Source organism: Mesorhizobium sp. M0598 (assembly GCF_040320865.1).
Taxonomy (GTDB): domain Bacteria; phylum Pseudomonadota; class Alphaproteobacteria; order Rhizobiales; family Rhizobiaceae; genus Mesorhizobium.
The window spans coordinates 307,101-325,139 of record NZ_JAMYQL010000003.1 but is presented as its reverse complement, the minus strand read 5'-3'; the positions used below and the strand labels follow the sequence as shown (position 1 = coordinate 325,139).

Sequence of the window (18,039 nt, the reverse complement as noted above, 5' to 3'; positions counted from 1 at the left end):
CCCTGCGAGCGCAGGGTCGGGAGCTCGGGTCAAGGCCTCTTGACCCTCCCGCCCTTACCCGATCCAGCGCGGCTGTGCAGATGAGCAAGAGCGAACGCCCGAGCCAACTCTTTCGCAACCTCAATGCGAAGATCGCCTCGATCCCAATGATCCTCACCGCGCTGGTGATCTTTGTCGGCGGCAGCGCGTGGACGGTGCTTTATTCCTTCACCAGTTCGAAGCTCCTGCCACGGCTGAATTTCGTCGGGCTCGACCAGTACTACCGGCTGTGGTCGGTGCCGCGCTGGCTGGTTTCGATCGAGAACCTGCTGATCTACGGCGTGCTGTCGCTGCTGTTCTCGCTGGTGATCGGCTTCCTGCTTGCCGCCCTGCTCGACCAGAAGATCCGGTTCGAGGACACGTTCCGGACCATTTTCCTCTATCCCTTCGCCCTCTCCTTCATCGTCACCGGCCTCGTCTGGCAGTGGTTGCTCAACCCCGAGTTCGGGATCCAGGCAGTGGTGCGCAGCCTCGGCTGGACGAGCTTCAGCTTCAATCCGCTCTATGATTCCAGCATCGTCATCTACGGCATATTGATCGCCGCTCTCTGGCAGGGCACCGGGCTCATCATGTGCCTGATGCTGGCCGGCCTGCGCGGCATCGACGAGGATATCTGGAAGGCAGCGCGGGTCGACGGGATACCGACCTGGAAGACCTATCTGTTCATCATCATACCGATGATGCGGCCGGTCTTCATCACCACGCTCGTCATAATCGCTGCCGGTATCGTCAAGATCTATGACCTGGTTGTCGCCCAGACCAGCGGCGGGCCCGGCATCGCCTCCGAAGTCCCGGCCAAATATGTCTATGACTACATGTTCTTCGCCCAGAACCTCGGTCAGGGGTTCGCCGCCTCGACGATGATGCTGCTGTCGGTGATCATCGTCATCGTGCCGTGGGCCTATCTCGAGTTCGGAGGCAAGAAGCGTGTCTGACCAAGCCGTTCCATTGCCCGCCATTGCCGGCGCCGGCGGCCTCGAAGCCTACGGGCCGAGCGGGCCGAAGCCGCGGCATATGTTCTCGCGCCGCAACATCTTCCTCTACGGCACGCTCATCGTGGTGGCGCTCTACTATCTTTTGCCGCTCTATGTGATGGTGGTGACGTCGCTCAAAGGCATGCCCGAGATACGCCTCGGCAACATCTTCTCGCCGCCGATGGAGATCACCTTCGAGCCCTGGGTCAAGGCCTGGTCGAGCGCCTGCACCGGGCTCAACTGCGACGGGCTGTCGCGTGGCTTCTGGAATTCGGTGCGCATCACCATCCCGTCGGTGATCCTGTCGATCGCGCTCGCCTCGGTGAACGGCTATGCGCTTGCCAACTGGCGCTTCAAAGGTGCCGACACCTTCTTCATCATCCTGATCGTCGGCGCCTTCATCCCCTATCAGGTGATGATCTATCCGATCGTCATCATCCTGCGCGAAGTCGGCCTTTACGGCAGCCTCAGCGGCCTGGTGATCGTCCATTCCATCTTCGGCATGCCGATCCTCACACTGTTGTTCCGCAACTACTTTACCTCCATGCCGGAGGAGCTGTTCCGGGCAGCGCGTGTCGACGGCGCCGGCTTCTGGGGCATCTATTTCCGTATTATGCTGCCGATGTCGCTGCCGATCTTCGTCGTCGCCATCATCCTGCAGGTGACCGGCATCTGGAACGACTTCCTGTTCGGCGTCGTCTACACCCGCCCCGACACCTATCCGATGACGGTGCAGCTCAACAACATCGTCAACTCGGTGCAAGGCGTGAAGGAATACAACGTCAACATGGCAGCCACCATCCTGACCGGCCTGGTGCCGCTGATCGTCTATTTCCTGTCCGGAAAATTGTTTGTGCGCGGCATCGCCGCCGGCGCGGTGAAAGGATGATGGCGATGAACGCAAACGGCAGCATTGCGACAAACGGCACCAGCGTCTCGATCCAGAACCTGTCGCTGAATTTCGGTGCGATATCGGTGCTGCAGACGCTCAACCTCGATGTTGCCGAAGGCGAATTCATCGTGCTGCTCGGCCCGTCCGGCTGCGGCAAGTCGACCTTGCTCAACTGCATTGCCGGGCTGCTCGACGTTTCCGAAGGCCGCATCTTCATCAAGGGCAAGAACGTCACCTGGGAAGAGCCCAAGGATCGCGGCATCGGCATGGTGTTCCAGTCCTACGCGCTCTATCCGCAGATGACGGTGGAGAAGAACCTGTCGTTCGGGCTGCGCGTTGCCGGCCTCGCCAAGGACGAGATCGCCAAGCGCATCGCCCGGGCCGCCGAGATCCTGCAGATCGAACCGCTTTTGCATCGCAAGCCGGCGGCGCTGTCCGGCGGCCAGCGCCAGCGCGTGGCGATCGGGCGCGCACTTGTGCGTGACGTCGATGTCTTTCTGTTCGACGAACCGCTCTCCAACCTCGACGCCAAGCTGCGCGCGGAATTGCGCGTCGAGATCAAGCTGCTGCATCGCAAGCTCGAGAACACCATGATCTACGTCACCCACGACCAGATCGAGGCGATGACGCTGGCCGACCGTATCGCGGTGATGAAGGGCGGCGTCATCCAGCAGCTCGATGCGCCGCAGACCATCTATAACCGGCCGGTCAACCGGTTTGTCGCCGGCTTCCTCGGCTCGCCGGCAATGAACTTCCTCGACGGCAGACTGGAGCAGGCGGCAGGCGACTGGCACTTTGTCGCCGAGGATGTGCGGATACCGCTTGCCACCTATGCTTTCGAAAAGGACCCGGTGCCGGGGCCGGCCGTGTTCGGCATCCGCCCCGAGCATGTGGCGTTCAACAGCGGCACGGGATGGCCGTTCGCAGCCACGGCAAATGTCGAGGTCGTCGAGCCCATGGGTTCCGACACGCTGGTCTGGCTGAAGCTCGGCGGCCAGAATTTCACGGTGCGGGTGACAGCCGAGCGCACGCCAAACAACGCCGAGGCGGTCGGCATCGGTTTTGACCCGATGCGCGCCTCGCTTTTCGACGCCGCCACGGGTAACCGCCTCTAGAGCATGATTAGCCTCCCAAGACTCTTCCACTCCCCCAAGACTCATCCCCCCAAAACTAACCATCCACAAGAAAACGGACAGAGACGATGAACTGGTCATTCCAACTTTACAGCGCCCGCAATTTCCAGCCCTGGGAGGGCGTGCTCAAGATGCTGGGGGAGCTTGGTTACAGCCAAGTCGAAGGGTTCGGCGGCGTCTATGACGATCCCAAGGCGTTCCGTGCCGAGCTCGACAAGAACGGGCTCGCCATGCCGACCGGGCATTTCTCGATCGACGCGCTCGAGAAGGATTTCGACGGCGTGCGCAGGACGGCCGACGCGCTCGGCATCACGCTGCTCATCTGCCCGTTCCTGAACGCCGAGTTCAGGCCGGCCGACACAGCCGGCTGGCGCGGCTTCGGCGAACGCCTGGCCAAGGTCGGCGAGACGGCCAGGAAAGCCGGCTATGGCTTTGCCTGGCACAACCATGATTTCGAGTTCAAGGCGCTCGCCGACGGCTCGGTGCCGCAAGACCACATCCTGTCCTCCGCGCCCGACATCGGCTGGGAGATGGACGTCGCCTGGGTGGTGCGCGGCGGCGTCGATCCGCTGCCCTGGATCGAGAAGCACGGCAAGCGCATCGTCGCCGTCCATGTCAAGGACTTGGCCAAGCCGGGCGAGGGCCTCGACGAGGACGGCTGGTCCGACGTCGGCCACGGCACCATCGACTGGCCCGGCCTGATCAAGGCGCTACGCGCCAAAAGCGCCGCAAAATACTACGTCATGGAACAGGACAATCCCAACGATATCGAGCGCTTCGCCCGCCGCTCGATCGCAGCCGCCAAGACCTATTAGGAGCACATCAGCATGGCAACAAAACTTGGCATCGGCGTCATCGGCTGCGGCAACATCTCGAAGGCGTATTTCTCGCTGGCGCCGCTGTTTCGCGGCATCGAGATGCGCGCCTGCGCCGACATCAACATGGAAGCGGCGAAAGCGCGGGCAAAAGAGTTCAAGCTGCGCGCCGAGACCGTCGAGGGGCTGCTCAAGGCCGACGATATCGACATCATCGTCAACCTGACCATTCCGGCGGTGCATTACGAGGTGTCGAAGCAGATCCTCGACGCCGGCAAGCACGTCTATTCGGAGAAGCCCTTCGTGCTGTCGGTCAAGGAAGGGCTCGACCTGAAGAAACGGGCGGAAAGCAAGGGGCTGCGCATCGGTTCGGCGCCCGACACCTTCCTCGGCGGCGCGCACCAGCTTGTCCGCGACCTGATCGACACCGGCAGGCTCGGCAGGATCACCAGCGGCACCTGTCATGTGATGAGCCATGGCATGGAGCATTGGCACCCCAATCCGGACTTCTTCTTCCAGCCGGGCGCCGGGCCGGTGCTCGATATCGGACCGTATTACATCACCAACCTGATCCAGCTGATCGGGCCGGTGAAGCAGGTCGCGGCCTTCGCTTCGATCCCGATGACGGAACGCATCATCAGCTCGAAGCCGCGCGCCGGCGAAAAGATCCCGGTCTCCACGCCGACGACGATCCACGGCGTGCTGGAATTCGAGAACGGCGCCATGGTGACGCTCAACACCAGCTGGGATGTCTGGAGCCATGGCCACGCGCCGATGGAACTCTATGGCGAGGCGGGCACGGTGTTCGTGCCGGATCCGAACTTCTTCGGCGGCGAAGTGCGCTACACCGAAGCCGCCAAACCGGTGAAGAAGCTGCCGAAATGGCCGCATCCGTTCGGCGTGCCCAACGAGATGCATTCGCAAGGCATGATGGCCAACTACCGCACCGCCGGTTTGGCCGACATGGCGATCGCGATCAGGGAAGGCCGGCCGCACCGCTGCTCGATGGAACTGGCGCTGCATGCCGTCGACGTCATGACCGGCCTGTTGCGTTCGGGCGAGACCGGAAAGTTCGTCGCCATGCAGACCAGCTGCGAGCGGCCCGCGGCACTCGGCGTCAAGGCGGCGAAGGAGCTGCTGGCGAAGCAGAAAACCAAGTAGGCGGCGCACCTCCCAAGCACCGCAAAAAGCCTCTCCCCGTTTGCGCGGGGAGAGGCTAAGGGTGGGCCGGAGTCGACTTGCCCCACTGTCGCGGCGGCAGCTGTCGGCTCGTTTCGATATGAGGATTTCCCATGCCGTATGTTCCCGCCGAAAACCGCTACGAAAAGATGGTCTACAATCGCTGCGGGCGGTCCGGCCTGAAGCTGCCGGCGATCTCGCTTGGGCTGTGGCACAATTTCGGCAACGACACGCCGCATAGAACCAAGCAGGCGATCGCGCGCAAGGCGTTCGATCTCGGCATCACGCATTTCGACCTCGCCAACAATTACGGCCCGCCGCCCGGCTCGGCGGAGCAGGCGTTCGGCGAGATCCTGCGGACGGACTTTACCGGTTATCGCGACGAGCTGATCATCTCGACCAAGGCCGGCTACGAAATGTGGGCAGGACCTTATGGCGAATGGGGCGGCCGCAAATATGTCCTGGCCAGCCTCGACCAGAGCCTGAAGCGGATGGGGCTCGACTATGTCGACATCTTCTATTCGCACCGCTTCGACCCCGACACCCCGCTGGAGGAAACGATGGGCGCGCTCGATCACGCGGTGCGCTCGGGCAAGGCGCTCTATGCCGGCATTTCCTCCTATAATTCGCAGCGCACCCGCGAGGCCGCCGACATATTGAAGCAGCTCGGCACGCCTTGCGTGATCCATCAGCCGAGCTATTCGATGCTCAACCGCTGGGTCGAGGATGATGGCCTGCTCGATACGCTGGAGGGGCTTGGTGTCGGCTCGATCGTGTTCTCGCCGCTGGCGCAAGGCATGCTGACCGACAAATATCTCGGCGGCATCCCCGATGGCAGCCGCGCCAGCCAGGGCAAGTCGCTGCGCCCGGCATTCATCAACGACAAGTCGATCGCCAATATCGAGGCGCTGAACGTCATCGCCCGTCGCCGCGGCCAGACGCTGGCGCAGATGGCGCTGGCCTGGGTGCTGCGCCGGGGCAGGGTGACGTCGGCGCTGATCGGCGCCAGCCGGCCGGAACAGGTCGAGGATTGTGTCGGCGCGCTGAAGGCGCTCGACTTCAGCGATGCCGAGCTCGCCGAGATCGACACCTTTGCCCGCGAGTCGGATATCAATCTCTGGGCGGCATCGGCCGAGCGCAAGGGGCCGCCGAGGAAGTAGGCGATGACGGCATCCGGTGGCCGAAGGGCGACGGCTTCCGGGACGCTGAGCATAGAATGGCCGGGCAGCTGGATGGGTATTGCAAGAAGGTCGTTTCGTCCGATTCGGGGTTAGGCGATGAATCAGGAAATCCGGCTTTTTGGCGCTATTGCGGTCCGCCCCGCCATCCTAGCTCTCATACCCCGGTTCGAAACGGCCACGGGATTCACAGTTGCGGTCAGGTGGGAGCTCAATCCGACCGTAAAGAAGCAGATTGAAGCTGGGGAAGCTTTTGACCTCGTCATCACCAATCCGGACCTGGTTCAGGATCTGACTGCCTCGGGAAAGGTCAAGGCGGGGAGCCAGGTGGCATTTGGCCGGATAGCAATGGGGGTGGCAGCCAAGGCAGGCAGTCGACCGCTCGACATCGGGTCCGTGGAAGCATTCGAACAGGCGTTGAAGAGCGCCAGATCGATCGCCTACGCCAGTGAAGGAACTAGCGGTGGCTACTTCTCCGGTTTGCTGGAACGTTTGGGGATAGCGGATGAGGTGGAGCCCAAGCTGGTGGCCATACCAGGAGGGCAGACAGCGCCGGCCGTGGGCCGTGGGGAAGCCGAGTTGGGGGTCGTTCCCGTGACTTCGATTCTCGCGGCCGCTCCCGAGGTCGTGCTTGTCGGTCGGTTTCCTGCAGAACTCCAAAGTTACGTCGACTTCGCCATTGGCATCAGCGCCGATTCGACGGACGCAGAAGCGGCCAACCAGCTGTCGGCATTTCTGATGTCGGCAGCCGTTGATGACATGCTGGCGGCAAGGGGTGTCGAGCGCCGCTAAGAGCGTGCGATGAAGTACGCCAGAGCCACGCTGGAAATCCCCTTCTCAAACACGCTCTAACTTTCGGCTGCCTTGAGGTTCCGCGCGGCTTCCTCCAGCGTCGCCCTGTCGTTGCCAAGCCTGTCGATCAGCTCTTGCGCCTGATCACCGGTAATCCCGGTGCGCATCGCCAGTGCCTCGACCGTCAGAACGTCGGAACTGGCGATCGTTCCAGCCGGACCGCGATCGGTCGCGCCATCATCTGCCGGCACCGTTGTCGCGTCGTCGAGGTCAAGCTCATGTTTCGCCTGCTGCCAATGACGCTCATGTTCGCCGTGCGGACGCCCCTCGCGCACCCAGATTTCATAGGCTCGCTGCCGAATTTTTTCATGCCGATAGTTGTCCATGGCGGTTCCTCCCTTGTGGCGTTTTCACCAACGCGGGGAGCGCCGGAACGATCCGATGTTGATGCCGAATTCGCAGACATGCCGGACAAAAGCCGGTTTCTCACCGAACAAACACCGGACATACGCGTTTTGCGGAGGAACCTGCACAGTGGGCCGGCCGTTGAGCCGAGCCTGAGCAAAGGAGATTACCATGGCCGACGAACCGAACGAATCCGCAGCACCGAAGATGACTCAACGTGAAGCTCAGGAAGCCCTGGAGAAGCAGGTCGCGCAGCTGAGGCGCGAGATCAACAAGATCAACCGAACCTTGGCGGAACGCGCGGAAGAGGCGATCGAGGACGCCGGCGATTGGTATGGCAACGCTGCTGAGCGCGCCTCGCGGACGGCACAAGCCCTGCGCAACAGGGCGCAGACAGTGTCCGGGGTTGTCCAGGAGAATCCCGGCACAATATCGTCCGCCTTCATACTCGGAGCGGCCGTAGGGGCGCTACTCGGCCTCGCCTTGGCCGCCACAGACCAGCGCCGCGATCGCTGGTTCTAGTCCCAACCTAAGGTTCCGGGCAGAAACGGCGGGATTGCTCCCGCCGTCATTCGGCAGATGACACCGGTCAGGGCGTGGCGGGCTTCTGCGCCGTGCCGAGGGATTTGGGCGCTGCGGGCGCCGCCGTCTTCATCTTCTCCTCGATCCAGCCGGTGTAATTGGCCAGCCGCGTGTAGATGCCGTAGGCGTTCTTGTGGCCGCAGGCGGTGCCGCCGTCGGCCGGACCTTCGCCCCAGCTGACGACGCCGACCTGCACCGGACCATCGGCGCCGGTCATGAACAGCGGCCCGCCGCTGTCGCCATTGCAGGCGTCGCGCTCGCCGCTGGCGGTGCCGGCGCAGATCATGTTGCCGGTAAGCGGATCGGCCATATCGGCTGCAATCGCGTTGGCGGCCGCCTCGATGCCCCTTTCCGAATAACGCATGCGGCGGGCGAGCTCGCCGAGCGCTGCCTTCAAATCATGCGCATAAATCGCCTTGATGCCGCTGTTGCAGGTTGCGTTCGGCTGGAGGTTCAGGTCGGCGACCATCAGCGCGGTGGGAAACGTTCCGTCCTGCATCTTGCCCCAACCGGTGACCGTCGTCTTGCCGGCGTCCGGTGTCGGCTCACGGGCAATTTTGATGGTCGGGGCATCGGCCGGCGCGGCCAGCCGGATCAAGCCGAGATCGTTGTCCAGCGTCTGCTCGCTATAGCCCTCGTTGACGATGATCTCCACCGCCTTGTAGCGCTTGCCCTCGCTCAGATCGGTGGCGCCGGTGAGCACGGTGACCACATCAGGCGAAATCGGCCCGCCGTCGTCATTGAGGCAGTGCGCCGCCGTCAGCACCCATTGCGGCGCGATCAGGCTGCCGCCGCAGAACTGCGCATTCGCCTGCGAGGCCGGGCTTTTGTCCAGTCTGTTGGTGGTCAGCAATGCCACCTGGAACGGGTAAGCGCCCTTCTCGGCCTCTTTGCCGCCGTAGACGCGATCGGCGCCGTCGGGATTCTCCACCCTGGCCTTTGCCCTGGCCTCGGCCACGCGTTTCATCGGCGAGATCGCCGCCTCCGGCCGGGCGGCGGCGTCCGTGGCATGAACGGAATTGACGGCCGGCACGGCCGCCGCGATGCCGAGCAGCGCGGCGGCGGCAATCGGTCTGAACCTATGGATGATCTTCACCTCGAACCCCCTGAGACGATGTTCCCGACAGGTCAGTCGCCGACGCATGATCCACTGAAATGGAACCGGCCGGTGAGATCATGCTCCACGGCGAAGCACGATCCGTCACAAAGCCGAGCACCATTTCTGCTAGTCGTGCTGTCGAGCCAAACCCGCCCAAAATCCTATAGCCCTCCACGGGCTATGTGGAAGCAATTTGTCGTTGCCAATGTTGGATTATTTTAGGCAGTATACCGTTGCAGGCTTTTTTGGCGGGGACCTAAACTGGCTGCACTGAATAATGGCCCGGTAAAGACACCGGTAACTAATTTCATTTTTCTGCGCCACCACGATCTCGACAATATTTCTGTATCTTGATCCAGTCCTTGCTGACTTTTGGGAGAGTCTCACCATGACAAAACTGACACAGTGCATTATTGCGTCCGCGTTGCTTTCCACCGCAATGTGGGCGGTTCCTGCCTTGGCTGCCGAGCCAGGTTCCGCCAACGCCGGCAACGGCGAAAGCATGCGGGATGTGACATCGGGCGATTACAAGCCTGGCCGGGCGAAACCGATCGCCCCGCCGAAACTGACCGAGGACGAGGCCAACCGCGCCGCGCCGCTCACCGACGAAGCAACGGCCGTCAAATCCTATGGCATCGTCGGCCGCTCCGCCGATGGCAAGGACATCAAGATCGATCCGAACGAGACGCTGAAGGACCTTGTCATCAAGGAAATGAACGCGCCCGCCGAGGGACAGAAGTCCGAGAATTCCGGGCTGAGCGGAGGCGAAGAGGCCGGCCGCCAGGTGTTCGGGACGGACGACCGCGAGCAGATCAAGAATACCAAAACCTACCCGTTCACGGCGATCGGCTATCTCGAAGGCAAATCGAAGAGCGGCAGCTATGGCAGCTGCTCGGCGACGCTGATCGGCCCGCGCACGGTGCTCACCGCGGCGCACTGCCTCTACAGCCACGAAGACAAGGCCTGGCTGGACGATATCCTGTTCGTCCCGGCTCTCAATGGCAAGACCGCCGACGACGCACCGTTCGGCGCCTTCACCTATGAAAGCGCCTATATCGTCCAGGGCTTCATCGACAATTACCAGGGCTTTTACGGCTCGGTCGTGCCGTGGGATCTCGGCATCGTCACCCTGAAACAGGATGTCGGCACCAATCTCGGCTGGCTGGGCTATGCCAATTATGTGGATCTCGGCGACTTCACCGCCAACATCGTCGGCTATCCCGGCGACAAGCCGATGGGCACGATGTGGAAGGCGACCTGCGAAGTGCTCGCCGAACACATCGCCACGGAGTATTTCCAGTACGACTGCGACACGTATCCAGGATCGAGCGGCAGCTCGGTCTATGCCTATGACAATGGCTCCAAGCAGCGCGTCATCACCGGCGTGAACGTGGCCGAGAGCCCGGATGCCAATACCGCCGTGCGCCTGAACGCCATCAACGTCCAGTGGATCAACAGCCTGTACAAATAGGCTTGCAGAATTTCGGCCGCGATCGTCGCGGAAAACCTGCCGGCGGCGGAGCATTTCCGTCGCCGGCTTCGCATTTTTCGGGGATTATCTGGACTGGGCCGAGGGTGGCGCCTGGCGGACATAGTTCTCGATCGGCTGGGCGAAAGTCGGTGAACCGGCCTTGCGCTCCTTGTCGATATAGCCGGCAAAATAGCTCCAGAACGAAGCGGCATAGTCGCGGAAATAGGAGTCGGCGACCTCACGCGAGCACAGCCTGCCTTCGACGCAGAAGGAAAGGCGGTTGAGGAAATAGACGATGCGGTCGAAATTGTCGCTGAACTCGGCAAGCGGCATGTCGCCGCCGGTTGCGCTCATCGCTTCGATGCCGATGCGCTGTCTGAACACCTGTTCCTCGGTCGGCGTCGGATTGGCACTGAGCAGATTGCTGTATTTGGCGTTGAGCGCCGCCAGGCGTTGCTTGAGGGCCCGTTGCGCCTGCTGGTAATCCTTGCTTTCCCAGAGCTCGACCAGCGACATCGTTTGCTCGACGCGCTTCTGCTCCTGGTTCGCCAGGAACTGGTAGACCGAAAAGATCAAGGTGAAGATGATCGCCAGGCGCACCAGCAATCCGGACCAGGCATAGACGAGCATGCGCCAGTCGCGATCGGTGAATGGGTTCGCCTCCTTCTTGACCTCGTGATTGCTCACCCACGGCAGGCCTTCGACGGTTTCCGGCAGCGACACCGGCTTCTTTTGCGGTACCGGCGCCGTCACTGCCTGCTGCGTTGCGTTGCCCCCCGCTTTCGTCATCCGCAGCTGTCCAGTTCTATGGTGGCGGACGGGTCGAGCACGATGCCCGGCGCCTCCAGCTTCTTCTTCAGGCAATCCAGCTGCGCCCGCGAAACGATGAACTGCACGTCAGGCGCCACCTGCGCCTTGCCCGGCGACGGCAACGGCTCGACCACGCCGCGTGAGGTGCAACTGCTGAGATCGACGACGACGGCGGCGTTGCCGGTTTTGGCAATCTGGTCGTACTGGTCGAGAAAGCAACTCGCCAGTTCGGAATTGATGACGACCTCCTTGGCGCAGAGGCCGCAAGCCTCGTCCGCCGAAGCATTCGCGGCCAGCAACAGCCCGGCGACAAGGCCGGCGGTTGTTGCGCGCCACGAAAATACGATCCTGTTCACGAACGCCCTCATCCGTTCCGTTCGGCCGCCGACAGCGGCGGTCGAAGAATGTTCATTATCAGCCGGTTAGGCAAGAGGCCCGGCCGGGCACCTGACCCCGCCTCAGGCGCGTGGCACCGTCTCCATCGGGAAGATCATCACGGCGCCCTTCGACCCCTTGTCGTCGGTCAGCCGCATGGCCGAACGCGTCGCCGGCGCCATGCCGATATCGGCCAGCATGTCGGCGAAGCTTGGCTGTCCCAGTCCGCGCGTTACCGAGACAACCCCCTCTTGCGCCAGGAAACTCAGATCCTGCTTCTCGCTCTGCGGCGGTGCTTCGGTCAAGACGGCGATCATCCGCTCCATGCCGAAGCTGGTGTCGGTGAATTTGAACAGGCCTTCCTCGAGCACGGCGCCTTCGGTCAGGCGCTCGGCAAGAAAATGCTGGATGGAATAGTCGGAGCCGACATAGAGCACGTTGATGTCGACCAGGTTGGTCGAACCGTTCCTGGCCAGCACGTGGACCTGATCGTCGGGCGAAACACGCGGCACCGTCGACGGTTCGATCGGCTGCAGCGTGTCGCTGTCAAAACGCTTGATCCGGAACTCGACGCTGACCTCTTCCGGCCGATAATCGGAAGCGGCGGCCAGCCTCGACAGTCCGATGGCGCGGAAGATTTTCGTCAGATTCCCTGCGGCGGCCTCGATCAACTTTTCGCGGCCGTCCGGATGAATGACGATCAACGGCGGCTTGCTGCCGCCCTTGAGCGTCATGTCGCCCGAAGCCGGCAGGAACCACAGCGCCGGCGTGTCGGTGGCATCTTCTGCGGCGCCGGCAATGGCGTTCTCGCGCAGCACTGCGAGACGCAGATCTGCGCTCTTGCCCGGCTCGACCAGCGCGATGTGGAACCCTGAGCTCTCCCTGGCCGCCAGTTCATCGAGAACCGAGTTCGCCAGCGCGGCCTCTTTCTCGAGGCCTTTGGCCGCTGCCGGCCGCGCGACCACGAGCTTGTAGTCGACGGCGAGCTCGGCCAGCCGCGCATAGGCATTGGCGGGGATGTCGGCCAGCTTGAGCGCCGGCTTGCCGCCGAACTCGACCGGCTTGACCCGGCTTTCCAGGTTTTTCGCCGACTGAACCTGGAGATAGCCAAGCGCCTCGGACAGCGGCGACAGCGCCGACGGCAATATTGCGAGCCTGCTGCCGGGGGTGAGGCGATGCAGCAACCCGGCGCCGATCGTGGCTTTGTCGTTCTCGATGACGATCGGCCATTGCATGACCGCGTCTGTCTTGTCGGTGCCGAAGACGCGTGCGTCGAGTTCCCCTTCGAACAGCGGCGTTGGCCGGGTGCGGCCGTCCGCCGAATATTGCTGCAGCACGGCCTGGCCGAGCTGGCGGTAGGTGATGTTGGGATTCTCGGCCAGTTTCGACAGGATGGTGAAGGTGAACAGCCCGAAACGCGGTGCATCGGCCGTGCCCTTGGGCAGCGGCATCTCGGGCGTCGTCTCCACCGTCTGCGCCGCGTAGAAGGCGACCAATTTGCCCTTGGTGGTCGGCTCGGCGCCGGTCGGCGTCAGCTTGAACGCCGGCTTGCGCTGCCCGTCCTCGTCAAAGCCGCGCGGCGCGGCCGACGCAATCTCGTCATAGGCTCTCACCGCAGCCGCCCTGGCAGCGTCGCCGCCGCCGACCAGATCGGCGAACTCGACCTTGCGTTCCAACTCGTCGTCGACCTCGGCGGCGCGCGTCGCCGTGCCGGAATGGCAGCAGTCGAACACGGCCCAGATAAAGGCGCCCTTGTCGCGAATAGCGTCGAGCGCGGTGCCGATCTCGTTGTCGACCAGCGCATTGGGCACGCCCTTTTCGCGGTTCACCCATTTGTCGATGTCGGACGGCAAGAAAATCTCGTCGAGGCCGTCCGTCTCGTCGCCCTTGTTCGCTGACGGCTGCTGCGCGCCGTGACCGGACAAATGCAGGTAGACGAAATCGTCGCGCTGGACCTTGGCGGCAAGATCGGCCAACGCCGCCTTGATCGCCGCATGTGTCGGCGGTCCGTTGGCGCCTTCGACATCCTTGGCGAGCAGCGCGACGTTTTCGGCTGAGAACTTCACCGGCGCGGGCGTGTACTTCAGGAGGTAATCGCGCACCAGGCCGGCATCGTTTTTCGGTCCGATCAGCCAGTTTTTCTTCGGCAGGTTCGGGTAATCGGTGCAGGCAACAAGCAGCGCATGGTAGGTGCGCGCCGCTGCGAATGCCCGAAACGGCACCAGGCCGGCAGCGGCTAGCGCGGACGTGCCGGCAAGCAGCGTCCGCCGCGTCACTTTGATCATGATTGCTTCCCCAAGCCCGATCGAATTTCCAAGCACGGCCAGCCTGGCCGAGGATTTTGTCAGTATTTTGAATATGGCGCCGCCGGCCAGCCGACCACCGGCTGCGAATAGAAACAGTAGCAAAAATGGCAGTTCGTCGCTATCTCAGTGGAAGAGGTCCGACTGCTTGCGAAATGGCAGCGATCGGCACGGAGCGGCTTGGAACAGGATCATGGCGGCAAGGGATGTATTGACGAAGAACCAGCTTTGCGTTCTCGAGAAGCTCGAGGCCGCCAGCGGCCCGCTCAGCGCCTATACGTTGCTCGACCAACTGCGCGAGCGCGGTTTTCGCGCGCCGCTGCAGGTCTACCGGGCGCTCGACACGCTGGTGAAATCCGGCTTCGTGCACAGGCTCGAAAGCCTCAATTCCTTCGTCGCCTGTGCCGAGCCGCACGACCACAGCCATTCGATGACGGCGTTTGCCATCTGCGACACCTGCGGCCAGGTGACCGAGTTCTCCGACCACGATGTCGGACACCGGCTCGACGAATGGGTGCGCTCGACCGGCTTCGCCGCCAAGAAGGCGGTGATCGAATTCCGCGGCACCTGTGCGAAGTGTTTGGCCGAGGCGGCTTGAAGGGCTGTTAGGCCGCGACATAGCGGTGGCGACCCTTTTGATGTCGGCGGGACAGCGCCCCCCTCTGTCCTGCCGGACATCTCCCCCACACGGGGGGAGATCGGCCATTATCCCGGTTTTCGCCGATCTCCAACGGTGCAAGATGGTATGCAGCGCCGAAGCTGCCAATCTCCCCCTCGTGGGGGAGATGTCCGGCAGGACAGAGGGGGCGCGACAGATCGCTACAGATCGCAGTTGATCGGCCGCGGGACGTTCAATGCGCCTCTTCCCAGTTGTTGGCGGCGCGGGCGTCGACGTGCAGCGGCACCGACATCGACACCGCCGGCATGGCGGCGTTCTCCATGACGTGGCAGACGACCGGGATCGTCGCCTCGACCTCGGCTTCGACCGTCTCGAAGACCAGCTCGTCATGCACCTGCAGCAGCATGCGGGCGGAAAGCCTGGCTTTTTCCAGCGCCTCGTCCATACGGATCATGGCGCGGCGGATGATGTCGGCGGCGGTGCCCTGCAGGCGTGCGTTGATCGAGGCGCGCTCGTTGAACGCCCGGACCGAAGGATTTGACGATCTGATTTCCGGATAGTGGATGCGGCGGCCGAAAATGGTCTCGACGAAGCCGTGCTCGCGGGCATAGGCCTTGGTCGCATCGATATAGTCGCGGATGCCGGGGAAGCGCTCGAAATATTTCTTGATGTAGTCGCCGGCTTCCTCGCGCGCGATCGACAGCTGGTTGGCGAGGCCAAAGGCCGAAATGCCGTAGATGATGCCGAAATTGATCGCCTTGGCACGGCGGCGCACTTCCGAAGGCATGCCCTCGACCGGCACGTTGAACATTTCAGACGCGGTGATGGCGTGGATGTCGGCGCCATCGGCGAAGGCCTGCTTGAGCTGCGGGATTTCGGCGACGTGGGCGAGCACGCGCAATTCGATCTGGCTGTAGTCGGCGGAAACCAGCTTGTTGCCCTTGTCCGCGATGAAGGCCGTCCTGATCTTTCGACCCTCGACGGTGCGCACCGGAATGTTCTGCAGATTGGGATCCGAGGACGACAGCCGCCCGGTCGTCGTCGCGGCAAGCGCGTAGGAGGTGTGGACGCGCTTGGTGTCGGGATGGATGAAGCCGGGCAGCGCATCGGTATAGGTCGATTTCAGCTTGGTCAGCTGGCGCCAGTCGACGATCTTACGCGGCAATTCGTGGCCTTCGGCGGCGAGGTCTTCGAGAAGCTGCGCCGAGGTCGACCACTGGCCGGTCTTGGTTTTTGAACCGCCGGGCAGACCCATCCTGCCGAACAGGATGTCGCCGAGCTGTTTTGGCGAGCCGATGTTGATGCGTTCGCCGACCAGCTGGTAGATCTCGTCCTCGAGCCGTGCGGCACCCTGTGCCAGTTCTCCGGAGAGCCGCGACAGGATCTGCCGGTCGACGGAGATGCCGCGCTGCTCCATCCGTGCCAGGACCGGCACCAACGGCCGTTCCAGCCGTTCATAGACCGAGACCAGGCCCTTGGCGGCAAGCCGTGGCTTCAGCACCTGCCAGAGCCTGAGCGCGACGTCGGCGTGCTCGGCCCCGTAAGCCGTCGCCTTGCCGAGGTCGGCCTGATCGAGGCCGACGAAGCTTCTTCCCGAACCGGCCAGTTCCTTCAGCGGAATGGTCGCGTGGCCGAGCCATTTATCGGCCAGCGCCTCCAGGCCATGGCCACCATGAGTGCCGGCCTCGAGCACGTAGGAGATCAGCATGGTGTCGTCATAGGGGCCGATCTCGATGCCGTGACGGCTCATGACGACAAGGCGGTATTTCATGTCGTGCACGATCTTGAGGACGGATTTGTCCTCGAGCAGCGGCTTGAGCAACGCCAGCGCGTCGCGGATCGGGATCTGGTTTTCGACCGCGCCGCCGCCGAGCAGGTCGCCATTGCCGTTTTTGTGGGCAAGCGGCACGTAGGCGGCGTGGCCGGGCGCGACGGCCATGGCAAGGCCGATCAGTTCGGCCCGCATCGGATCGGGCGAGGAGGCTTTAACGTCGAAGGCGACGATGCCTCTCTCCATCGCCTCGGCGATCCAGGCCTTCAGCGTCGCGGCGTCGCGGATGCAGGCGTAGGCGCTGGTGTCGATCTTGCGGGAGGTGGCAGCCTCCAGGCGAAGCGCCGAAAGCAGGGATGGGGTGTCGCCTTGCTTGGCTGCGGCCGGGGCTTCGAGTGCCGCTTCGTCCGGCGGCGGTGCGCTCTCGGCGGCCGCGGGCACGCCAAAACCCATATCGGGGCCATGCGCGGTATCGGCACGCTCTATGGTGACGGGGGTGGCTGGAACGTCGCCCGCGTCGGTTCCGGTCGCTTCGGCCACGCGGCGGGTCAGCGTCGAGAATTCCATGGTCTTGAGAAAGCCGATCAGCCTTGGGCCGTCCGGCGCGTGCAACACGAACTCGTCGAGCCCCTCGGTCACCGGCACGTCGTTCTTCAGCCTCACCAGGTCACGCGAGATGCGCGCCTTGTCGGCATTGGCGATGATCGATTCGCGCCGCTTGTCCTGCTTGATCTCGCCGGCGCGGGCGAGCAGCGTGTCGAGGTCGCCGAACTGTTCGAGCAATTGCGCTGCCGTCTTCGGCCCGATGCCGGGCACGCCCGGCACATTGTCGACCGAATCGCCGGTCAGCGCCTGGAGGTCGATCATTTTCTGTGGCGGCACGCCCCATTTCTCGATCACCTCGGGAACGCCGATCTGGCGGTCCTTCATCGGGTCGTACATGGCAACCGTTGGGCCGACCAGTTGCATCAAGTCCTTGTCGGAAGAGATGATGGTGGTGTCGGCGCCGGCTTCGCAGGCAAGCCGGCAATAGGTGGCGATCAAATCGTCGGCCTCGTAGCCTTCCGTCTCAAGGCATGGCAGGTTGAAGGCCCTGGTCGCCTGGCGGATCAGGCCGAATTGCGGGATCAAATCTTCCGGCGGCGCCGAGCGGTTGGCCTTGTATTCGGGGTAGAGGTCGTTGCGGAAGGTCTTCGACGAATAGTCGAAAATCACGGCGAAATGCGTCGGCACGATGCCGACATCGGTGTTGCGGGCGTCCTGCGTCAGCTTCCAGACCATGTTGCAGAAGCCGAGCACGGCACTGGTCGGCAGCCCGTCGGACTTGCGGGACAGCGGCGGCAGCGCGTGATAGGCACGGAAGATGTAGCCGGAGCCGTCGACAAGGAAGAGATGATCGCCTTTTTTCATGGCACGAGGGAATAGCGCGGCGCAGCGCCGCGGTCCATGCCAAAGGCGGCTTCCGCCAAGGGTTCCGGCAACACCCTGACAAATGGCGTGCGAGCTTGGCCGGCCCTGGCGGCCTGGCCGGAGCTTTGTTCGCTCACGCCTATGTTACAAAAGTGTAATTTTTGTGCCCTTGAATCGCCACGTTCGCAGACA

At 63.0% G+C, this 18,039-nt stretch carries 16 protein-coding genes; 10 read left to right on the top strand and 6 right to left on the bottom strand.

Features of this window, described 5'->3' with window-relative positions:
- The first annotated feature begins 80 nt into the window (after positions 1-80).
- The 7 genes from NKI59_RS06545 (at position 81) to NKI59_RS06515 (ending at position 7,002) form a co-directional block, all read left to right on the top strand.
- On the top strand, positions 81-974 hold the full coding sequence (locus tag NKI59_RS06545) for a carbohydrate ABC transporter permease (RefSeq protein ID WP_352577431.1): 894 nt from the start codon (positions 81-83) through the stop codon (positions 972-974).
- On the top strand, positions 967-1,902 hold the full coding sequence (locus NKI59_RS06540; protein WP_352690360.1) for a carbohydrate ABC transporter permease: 936 nt from the start codon (positions 967-969) through the stop codon (positions 1,900-1,902). Before NKI59_RS06545 ends, NKI59_RS06540 begins: the two co-directional genes overlap by 8 nt.
- A gap of 5 nt (positions 1,903-1,907) precedes the next feature.
- Positions 1,908-3,020 carry an ABC transporter ATP-binding protein gene (locus NKI59_RS06535; protein WP_352703090.1) on the top strand — a complete coding sequence of 371 codons (1,113 nt, stop codon included), beginning with the start codon at positions 1,908-1,910 and terminating at the stop codon, positions 3,018-3,020.
- 86 nt (positions 3,021-3,106) lie between these two features.
- Positions 3,107-3,853 (top strand): sugar phosphate isomerase/epimerase family protein, encoded by a 747-nt coding sequence (locus NKI59_RS06530; protein ID WP_023675224.1) that lies wholly within the window; start codon positions 3,107-3,109, stop codon positions 3,851-3,853.
- Between the two features lie 12 nt (positions 3,854-3,865).
- Positions 3,866-5,014, top strand: coding sequence for a Gfo/Idh/MocA family protein (locus NKI59_RS06525; protein ID WP_352703087.1), 1,149 nt, complete (start codon positions 3,866-3,868; stop codon positions 5,012-5,014).
- Positions 5,015-5,145: 131 nt separating this feature from the next.
- Positions 5,146-6,192, top strand: coding sequence for an L-glyceraldehyde 3-phosphate reductase (gene mgrA / locus NKI59_RS06520; protein ID WP_352703085.1), 1,047 nt, complete (start codon positions 5,146-5,148; stop codon positions 6,190-6,192).
- Between the two features lie 117 nt (positions 6,193-6,309).
- A complete protein-coding gene (locus NKI59_RS06515) occupies positions 6,310-7,002 on the top strand; it encodes a molybdate ABC transporter substrate-binding protein (RefSeq protein WP_352703083.1) in 693 nt (230 codons plus the stop codon).
- Between the two features lie 56 nt (positions 7,003-7,058).
- On the opposite strand, the gene NKI59_RS06510 is transcribed toward NKI59_RS06515, so the two are convergent.
- Complete coding sequence (locus tag NKI59_RS06510) at positions 7,059-7,388, bottom strand: DUF2934 domain-containing protein (RefSeq protein ID WP_352703081.1); 330 nt, start codon at positions 7,386-7,388, stop codon at positions 7,059-7,061.
- Between the two features lie 190 nt (positions 7,389-7,578).
- Between NKI59_RS06510 and NKI59_RS06505 the strand changes: the two genes are divergently transcribed.
- Positions 7,579-7,929: a hypothetical protein gene (locus NKI59_RS06505; RefSeq protein ID WP_023675228.1), complete on the top strand. Its 351-nt coding sequence runs from the start codon at positions 7,579-7,581 to the stop codon at positions 7,927-7,929.
- A 67-nt stretch (positions 7,930-7,996) separates the two neighbouring features.
- Here NKI59_RS06505 and NKI59_RS06500 read toward each other — a convergent pair whose 3' ends face one another.
- Entirely contained in the window at positions 7,997-9,085 is a 1,089-nt protein-coding gene (locus NKI59_RS06500; RefSeq protein ID WP_352703079.1) for a S1 family serine peptidase, read from the bottom strand.
- Positions 9,086-9,476: 391 nt separating this feature from the next.
- Here NKI59_RS06500 and NKI59_RS06495 point away from each other — a divergent pair, with 391 nt between their 5' ends.
- Positions 9,477-10,559, top strand: coding sequence for a trypsin-like serine peptidase (locus NKI59_RS06495; protein ID WP_023675230.1), 1,083 nt, complete (start codon positions 9,477-9,479; stop codon positions 10,557-10,559).
- Positions 10,560-10,643: 84 nt separating this feature from the next.
- Here the strand turns inward: NKI59_RS06495 and NKI59_RS06490 are convergent, their stop codons facing one another.
- The 3 genes from NKI59_RS06490 to NKI59_RS06480 form a co-directional block, all read right to left on the bottom strand.
- Positions 10,644-11,348, bottom strand: a complete 705-nt coding sequence (locus NKI59_RS06490; RefSeq protein WP_023675231.1) for a DUF4760 domain-containing protein — start codon at positions 11,346-11,348, stop codon at positions 10,644-10,646.
- Positions 11,345-11,725: a hypothetical protein gene (locus NKI59_RS06485; RefSeq protein WP_031211345.1), complete on the bottom strand. Its 381-nt coding sequence runs from the start codon at positions 11,723-11,725 to the stop codon at positions 11,345-11,347. Before NKI59_RS06485 ends, NKI59_RS06490 begins: the two co-directional genes overlap by 4 nt.
- A 102-nt stretch (positions 11,726-11,827) precedes the next feature.
- Positions 11,828-14,029, bottom strand: coding sequence for a caspase family protein (locus tag NKI59_RS06480; protein WP_352703075.1), 2,202 nt, complete (start codon positions 14,027-14,029; stop codon positions 11,828-11,830).
- 211 nt (positions 14,030-14,240) lie between these two features.
- Here NKI59_RS06480 and NKI59_RS06475 point away from each other — a divergent pair, with 211 nt between their 5' ends.
- Positions 14,241-14,645: a Fur family transcriptional regulator gene (locus tag NKI59_RS06475; RefSeq protein WP_023675234.1), complete on the top strand. Its 405-nt coding sequence runs from the start codon at positions 14,241-14,243 to the stop codon at positions 14,643-14,645.
- 253 nt (positions 14,646-14,898) lie between these two features.
- On the opposite strand, the gene polA is transcribed toward NKI59_RS06475, so the two are convergent.
- Complete coding sequence (polA, locus tag NKI59_RS06470) at positions 14,899-17,847, bottom strand: DNA polymerase I (RefSeq protein ID WP_352703073.1); 2,949 nt, start codon at positions 17,845-17,847, stop codon at positions 14,899-14,901.
- Positions 17,848-18,039: the final 192 nt, after the last annotated feature.